The 7,325-nt window shown below is 62.6% G+C and carries 6 protein-coding genes; 5 read left to right on the top strand and 1 reads right to left on the bottom strand.

Annotated features, from left to right (window positions below; translation table 11 throughout):
* The 5 genes from WA145_RS07785 to rlmF form a co-directional block, all read left to right on the top strand.
* Window positions 1-1,980, top strand: a 1,980-nt coding sequence (locus tag WA145_RS07785; protein WP_422581023.1) for a valine--tRNA ligase, incomplete at its 5' end; no start/stop codon positions are given.
* Window positions 1,981-2,328: 348 nt separating this feature from the next.
* The gene (nhaD, locus tag WA145_RS07780) at window positions 2,329-3,705 is read left to right on the top strand and encodes a sodium:proton antiporter NhaD (protein ID WP_422581022.1); all 1,377 of its coding nucleotides are present in this window, start codon (window positions 2,329-2,331) and stop codon (window positions 3,703-3,705) included.
* A gap of 55 nt (window positions 3,706-3,760) precedes the next feature.
* Complete coding sequence (locus WA145_RS07775; protein WP_422581021.1) at window positions 3,761-4,057, top strand: winged helix-turn-helix domain-containing protein; 297 nt, start codon at window positions 3,761-3,763, stop codon at window positions 4,055-4,057.
* Window positions 4,058-4,072: 15 nt separating this feature from the next.
* Window positions 4,073-4,633: a VTT domain-containing protein gene (locus tag WA145_RS07770; protein WP_422581020.1), complete on the top strand. Its 561-nt coding sequence runs from the start codon at window positions 4,073-4,075 to the stop codon at window positions 4,631-4,633.
* Between the two features lie 63 nt (window positions 4,634-4,696).
* Entirely contained in the window at window positions 4,697-5,725 is a 1,029-nt protein-coding gene (gene rlmF, locus WA145_RS07765; RefSeq protein ID WP_422581019.1) for a 23S rRNA (adenine(1618)-N(6))-methyltransferase RlmF, read from the top strand.
* A gap of 106 nt (window positions 5,726-5,831) precedes the next feature.
* On the opposite strand, the gene WA145_RS07760 is transcribed toward rlmF, so the two are convergent.
* Window positions 5,832-7,070 carry an SLC13 family permease gene (locus tag WA145_RS07760; protein WP_422581018.1) on the bottom strand — a complete coding sequence of 413 codons (1,239 nt, stop codon included), beginning with the start codon at window positions 7,068-7,070 and terminating at the stop codon, window positions 5,832-5,834.
* Between the last annotated feature and the right edge of the window lie 255 nt (window positions 7,071-7,325).

The following is a 7,325-nucleotide window of genomic DNA, read 5'->3' as shown; positions in this document are numbered from 1 at the left end:
GAAGTCGGCAAGCGCCACAACCTGCCGCTGCTGAATATCTTCGACAAGAACGCCGCCGTGCTCGCACAGGTCCAGGCGTTCAGTGTCGATGGCAGCGTCAACAGCCAGATCGACTGCAGCCTGCCGGCCGAATACGCCGGTCTGGATCGGTTCGAGGCGCGCAAACAGATCGTGGCCGCCTTCGAGGCCGCCGGCCTCTTGGAAAGCATCGACGCCCACGCCCTGAAAGTACCGAAAGGCGACCGCTCCGGCACCATCATCGAACCGTGGCTGACCGACCAGTGGTACGTCAGCACCAAGCCGCTGGCCGAGAAAGCCATCGCCGTGGTCGAGAGTGGTGAAATCCAGTTCGTGCCCAAGCAGTACGAGAATATGTATTTTTCCTGGATGCGCGATATCCAGGACTGGTGCATCAGCCGTCAGCTCTGGTGGGGCCACCGCATCCCGGCCTGGTATGACGATGCCGGCAACGTCTACGTCGGCCGCGACGAGGCAGAAGTACGCGCCACGCACAACCTCGGTGACGCCAACCTGCGCCAGGATGAAGACGTGCTGGACACCTGGTTCAGCTCCGGCCTGTGGACCTTCTCCACCCTCGGCTGGCCGCAGCAGACCGCGGCACTGAAGACCTTCCACCCCACCGACGTGCTGGTGACCGGCTTCGATATCATCTTCTTCTGGGTCGCCCGGATGATCATGCTGTCCACCCACCTGACCGGGCAGATTCCGTTCAAGACCGTCTATGTGCACGGCCTGGTGCGCGATGGCCAGGGCCAGAAGATGTCCAAATCCAAGGGCAACGTGCTCGACCCGCTGGATATCGTCGATGGCATCACCCTGGATGAGCTGCTGGAGAAACGCACCAGCGGCATGATGCAGCCCAAGCTCGCCGAGAAGATCGCCAAGCAGACCCGCGCCGAGTTCCCCGAGGGCATCGCCGCCTACGGCACCGACGCCCTGCGCTTTACTAACCTGGCGCTGGCCTCCACCGGCCGCGATATCAAGTTCGACATGGGCCGCGTCGAGGGTTACCGCAACTTCTGCAACAAGATCTGGAACGCCGCCAACTTCGTCCTGGAAAACACCGACGGCCAGGACACTGGCGTGAATGGTGAGCCGGTCGAGCTGTCCTCGGTGGACCGCTGGATCATCTCCGCCCTGCAGCGCACCGAGGCCGAAGTGACCCGCCAGCTCGACGCCTTCCGCTTCGATTTGGCCGCGCAAGCGCTCTACGAGTTTATCTGGGACCAGTACTGCGCCTGGTACCTGGAGCTGGTCAAGCCGGTGCTGTGGGACGAAAATGCACCGATCGAGCGTCAGCGCGGCACCCGCCGCACGCTGATCCGCGTGCTGGAAGTGGCCCTGCGTCTGGCCCACCCCTTTATGCCGTTTATCACCGAAGAAATCTGGCAGCGGATCAAGGCGCAAGCTGGCGTAAGCGGTGAAACGATCATGCTGCAGGCCTGGCCGGTAGCCAATGAGAGCCGCATCGATGCCGCCGCCGAAGGCGATATCGAGTGGGTCAAGCAGCTGATGCTTGGCCTGCGGCAGATCCGTGGCGAGATGAAAATCTCCATGGCCAAGCGCATCGATATCATCCTGGCCAACGCCAGTGACGAAGACCGCCGCCGCCTGGCCGACAACGCACCGCTGCTGAACAAGCTGGCCAAGCTGGAATCGGTACGGGTGCTGGAGGCCGGCGAAGAAGCGCCGATGTCCGCCACCGCCCTGGTCGGCGAGATGCAGGTGCTGGTGCCGATGGCCGGGCTGATCGACAAGGACGCCGAACTGGCGCGCCTGGATAAAGAGATCGCCCGTCTGAGCGGCGAAGTGCAGCGTGTCGGCGGCAAGCTGAGCAACGAAGGCTTCGTCGCCAAGGCCCCGGCCGAGGTGCTCGATAAAGAGCGCGCCAAGCTGAATGAGGCCGAGCAAGCCCTGAGCAAGATGGTCGAGCAGCGCGGTAAGATCGCCGCACTCTGATCATCCCGCAACACCCGCAGCCCGCGCCCTTACCGGCGCGGGTTTTGTTTTTCGGCAATCGGCCTAGCATTTATCTTCCCGCCGCAGCCCGTCATGCCCGCCTACGCCGAACGCGACGACCTGTCGCAGGCCTGAGCCCAAGTTCACCGGCAACTGCGTATCGCCCCGTAGTTCGGGCGCGCCAGGGTTAACCGATTAGTCAGAAAGCCCCCACACAAGCCTCAAGCAGACTCGCTGCGCGATAAATCCCCTCCCAATTTCTGAGCATTTCAGGCATCTTCGTCCACGCGTTAAAAGCCTCCGGCACCTCTAACTCAATAAAAAAGCCCTGCAAATGGAATTCTGACCATGTATGCGTTGATGGCATTGATCTTTGTCCTCGGTTACCTGTGCATCGCCCTCGAACATCCGCTGAAAATCGATAAAGCCGCGTCGGCCATCCTCACTGCGGTGATTTGCTGGACCCTGCTGGTACTCGGCGCGGACAGCATTCTGCCGCTGATCGGTGCCGCCACCGCCGGCGCCAGCGGCAATGATCATCACGTCACCGAAGAGCTGCGCCATCACCTGGGCGAAATCTCCGAGATCCTGTTCTTCCTCATGGGCGCCATGACCATCGTCGAGCTGATCGACGCCCACGAAGGCTTCAAGGTCATCACCGACCGCATTCGCACCAACAAGCGCGTCACCCTGCTCTGGGTCGTGGCGCTGATCACCTTCTTCCTCTCGGCCGTACTGGATAACCTGACCACCACCATCGTCATGGTTTCGTTGCTGCGCAAACTGGTCGCCGATCAAAAAGAACGCTGGTTCTACGTCGGTATCGTGGTGATCGCCGCCAACGCCGGTGGCGCCTGGTCGCCGATTGGTGACGTAACCACCACCATGCTGTGGATCGGCAATCAGGTCACCACCAGCGGCATCATCGCCAACCTGTTTATCCCCAGCGTGGTCTGCCTGCTGGTGCCGCTGCTGGTGCTGAGCATGACCATGAAGGGTGAAATCCAGCGCCCACTGCTCAGCGAATCCGATGAAGAGCGCCGCGATCCGACGACACCGTTCGAGCGCAACCTGGTGTTTATCCTGGGTATCGGCGCCCTGGTATTTGTCCCAGTGTTCAAGACCGTGACCCACCTGCCGCCCTATATGGGCATCCTCTTCGGCCTGGGTGTGCTCTGGGTGGTCACCGAAGTGATTCACCGCGGCAAGAACGACGAAGACAAGCACCCGCTGTCGGTGGTTGGCGTACTACGGCGTATCGACACCACCAGCGTGCTGTTCTTCCTCGGCATCCTGCTGGCGGTCTCCAGCCTGGCCACTGCTGGCCACCTGACCCAGGTCGCTGTCGCGCTGCGTGAAGGCCTGGGCAATGTGTACGCGATCAACATTGCCATCGGCCTGCTGTCGTCGGTGGTGGATAACGTGCCGCTGGTCGCCGGTGCGATGAAGATGTATCCGCTGGTCAGCCCGGAAGCCCTGGCGCTGGCCGGTGCCGATATCGCCTGGTTGAGCAACTTCCAGGTCAACGGCACCTTCTGGGAAATGCTCGCCTACTGCGCCGGCACCGGCGGCAGTTGCCTGATCATCGGCTCGGCGGCCGGTGTAGCGGCGATGGGCATGGAGAAGATCAACTTTATCTGGTACCTGAAGAAGATCAGCCTGCTGGCCTTCCTCGGCTACATCTCCGGGGCCGCGACCTATATCGCGATAGCCACCCTGAGCTGACCCTCAATTAGGCCGTGCGCCAGTGGCGCACGGCATCTAGCCAGGAACAGAGCCCATGGACGTCAGCAAAACCCGCAGCAGCTTCTACCGCCGCCTGTATGTGGCCTGGCTGATCGACAGCGGTGCCGCCACCAGCGTGCCCGCGCTGATGGCCGCCACCGGCATGCCCCGGCGCACCGCCCAGGACACCCTAACCGCCCTGGCAGAGCTGGATATCGACTGCGCCTTCGCCCAGCAAAGCGGTGAACGCAACAACGCCGGGCACTATGAGATTCGTGACTGGGGCGCGATCAATCCACAGTGGATTGCCGCCAATCTGACGCAGATCAAGGCCGTGCTCGGCTACCCCTGAAGCGCCGAGGCCGCCATGCGCAGCTCCCACCGCCTGCTTCTGGTCATCCTGTTTCTGCTGGGGCTGTTCGTGCTGTTCGAAACCCTGGGCATCCGCGCGCAGCTCAACCTCGACGCCTTACAAGCGATGATCCTGATGCATCCTGTCGCCGGGCTGCTGCTGTTTATCCTGCTGTTCGCCCTGGGTAACCTGATCCAGATTCCCGGCTGGGTGTTTCTCGCCGCCGCGGTACTGGCCTTGGGCCGGGTGTATGGCGGTATTGCCACCTACGTGGCAGCCTGCGTGTCCTGCACCCTTACATTTGTGACCATCCGCTACCTGGGCGGCAACGCCCTGCGCGAGTTAGACAATAGCCTGGCACAACGCCTGCTGAGCGGGCTTGATCGTCGGCCACTGCTCAGCATCATAGTCCTGCGCATGCTGTTTCAGACCGTGCCGGCGCTGAACTACGCGCTAGCCCTGTCTGGCGTGCGCTTTCGCACCTACCTGCTTGGCACCCTGCTCGGCCTACCGCTGCCGATTGCCCTGTATTGCCTGTTCTTCGATTACCTGGCGATGTGGCTGAATATCGTCTAGTGACGAGCACGCCGCGCCCAGCTGTGGGAAAATCCCGCGCCCCAAGCCTTAGATTCGCCTGCCATGTCCCAGCCGCCGCAACGCTCCAGCCGTAAACCTGCCGCACCGCGCCCTGCGCCTAGCCAACCGGCTGCAGGCAAGCCCGATGCAGCCAAGGGCCAGTTACACCCGCGCAATCGGCATCAGGGCCGTTACGATTTTCCCGCACTGATCAAGGCCAGCCCGGAGCTGGCGGCCTTCGTGATCATCAACCCCTACGGCAACGAGAGCATCGACTTCGCCAACCCGGCGGCGGTCAAGGTGTTTAACCGCGCGCTGCTCAAGCAGTTCTATGGCATCGATCATTGGGATATTCCGGCGGATTATCTGTGCCCGCCAATACCCGGCCGCGCCGACTACCTGCATTACCTGGCCGATTTGCTGGCCGCCAGCAATGGCGGCGAAATACCGCGCGGGGCCCAGGTGCGCGCGCTGGATATTGGCGTGGGGGCCAACTGCATCTACCCGCTGCTGGGCCACCGCGAATATGCCTGGCAGTTTCTCGGTGCGGATATCGCCGCCAGTGCCATCGCCTCGGCCAAGGCCATCGTCCAGGCCAACCCCGGCCTCGGCGAAGCCATCGAGCTGCGCCAGCAGCGCGACAGCACACATATCTTCCAAGGGCTGCTGCAGCGCGATGAGCGCTTCGATCTGACCCTGTGCAACCCGCCCTTCCACGCCAGCGCGGATGAGGCCAGCAGCGGCAGCAAACGCAAATGGCGCAACCTCGGCAAACTCGACCCCAAACGCAAACTGCCGCTGCTGAACTTCGGCGGTCAGGCGGCAGAGTTGTGGTGTAAGGGTGGCGAAGCGGCGTTTGTCAGCCAGCTGATCAAGGAAAGTGTCGAGGTGGGCCAGCAGGTGCTGTGGTTTAGCAGCCTGATCTCCAAGGCTGGCAACCTGCCGGGCGTGTATAGCGCGTTGAAGAAAGCTGGCGCCCTGCAGGTACAAACCGTGGAAATGGCCCAGGGCCAAAAGCAGAGCCGCTTTGTCGCCTGGACCTTCCAGACGTCAGAGCAGCAGCAGAACTGGAGGAAAGCCCGCTGGTCGTAGGATGGGGTTAAGCGCAGCGCTACCCATACAATGCGGCGCCCCTGATGGGTTACGCCGCGCCCAAACCTCAGAACGACTCCAGCAACAGCGCAGCGGCTAACCCATCCTACCAGGGCAACCAGCCGCCCAACGCCAGCCACAACCCAGCCAGGCCCATGCTCAGCAGCGTCACCGGCACACCGCTGCGAGCGAAGTCGACAAAACTCAACAACACGCCCTGGCGCCGCGCGCTTTCGGCGACGATCAGGTTGACCACGCTGCCGATCAGCAGCAGGTTGCCGGCCAGCGTCGACATAATTGCCAGGCCCACCAGCAAGGCTTCGCTGGCATCGGGCAAGACGCCCAACAACAACATCACGTAGGGCACATTGCCGATCAGGTTGCCGGCCAGCAGGGACAGGCTCGCCAACGTGATCACCCCCTGCGGCAGCAAGCCCAGCTCAGCCAGTTTGGCGGCCATACCGGCAACCTGTGGCAGGCTCATCGCCGCGCCGGTGACCACAAACAAGCCGGCAAACAGCAGCAACAGGTTCCAGTCGACCTTGTGCACATAGTCGCGGCTATCCACCCGCCGCGAAATCATCACCAGTGCGGCAATCAACAGCGCGGAAATCTCCCTTGGCATGCTGGTGGAAAACAGCCCCAGCAGCACCAGGCTGGCCAATAGCGGCTTGAGGTAGCTGTGTGCCCCGTAGATACGCTCGACCAGGGCCTCGGCCTGCACCACGGGTTTGGCCGTGCCCCAGCGCTTATGCCATTGCAGCCAGATCACCGCGTAGGTAATGGCCAATGCGGCCAGCGCCGGTGGGCCGGCAATCCAGGTGTAGGACCAGAAATCCAGACCGCCGGCCTGACCGATCAGAATGTTCTGCGGGTTGCCGATCAGGCTCGCGGAGGAACCGGCATTGCACGACAGCGCCAGCGCCAGCAGGAATGGCCGCGGGTCGAGGCCACGGGCCAGCAGGCTATGGCACAGCAGCGGGGTCAGGGCAAAGGCGACGATGTCATTGACCAACAGCGCCGACAGCACACCGCCCAGCAGAACCACGCCCAGCAGCAACAGCGCCGGCTGTTCGGCATAGTGGCTGAGTTGTTGGTTAAGCCAGGCGTATACCCCGGAGAAGTCGAACTGCGCGCTGATCAGCATCAGCGCCAGCAGCAGCAACAGCGCACCGGCATCCAGATGGCTGGCCGCCTCACTGGCTGACTGCGCGCCGCTGACCAGCAGCAACACCGCCGCGCAGCCGGCAATCCAGCTGCGATCAACACGCAGACCACGGATGCCCCCTGCGGCCATGCCCAGGTAGGTCAGTACAAACAGAATTGAAACGACCCAAACGGTCATGCCAGCCATCCCCTCATGCCCGCGCGATTGCGCTGCGGCACTCTAAAGGGACTAACGCTGACGGGGAACTGGCTGCCAAGAAAAAAGCGCCAGGAGCGATTTTCAACGTCGCGCAGAGGCGGCCCAAAGGGTGGCCGCCAGGGATGGCAAACCATAAAAAGCCGGCGCAACGGCCGGCTTGCTTGGCGCTCGGCCAGACGCATGCAGCGCGTCTGACCGGTAATAGGCTAGGGTCTGTTGGCGTGTCGTCGCGGG

Source organism: Pseudomonas sp. (genome assembly GCF_049301935.1).
Taxonomy (GTDB): Bacteria; Pseudomonadota; Gammaproteobacteria; order Pseudomonadales; family Pseudomonadaceae; genus Aquipseudomonas.
This window is presented reverse-complemented; position numbering and strand designations above follow the sequence as displayed.

What these genes read in the sequence shown, in the direction of transcription:
- nhaD (WP_422581022.1), top strand. Translation starts at nt 2,329, where the DNA reads ATGTATGCGTTGATGGCATTGATCTTTGTCCTCGGTTACCTGTGCATC.
- WA145_RS07760 (WP_422581018.1), bottom strand. Translation starts at nt 7,070, where the DNA reads ATGACCGTTTGGGTCGTTTCAATTCTGTTTGTACTGACCTACCTGGGC.
- WA145_RS07775 (WP_422581021.1), top strand. Translation starts at nt 3,761, where the DNA reads ATGGACGTCAGCAAAACCCGCAGCAGCTTCTACCGCCGCCTGTATGTG.
- rlmF (WP_422581019.1), top strand. Translation starts at nt 4,697, where the DNA reads ATGTCCCAGCCGCCGCAACGCTCCAGCCGTAAACCTGCCGCACCGCGC.
- WA145_RS07770 (WP_422581020.1), top strand. Translation starts at nt 4,073, where the DNA reads ATGCGCAGCTCCCACCGCCTGCTTCTGGTCATCCTGTTTCTGCTGGGG.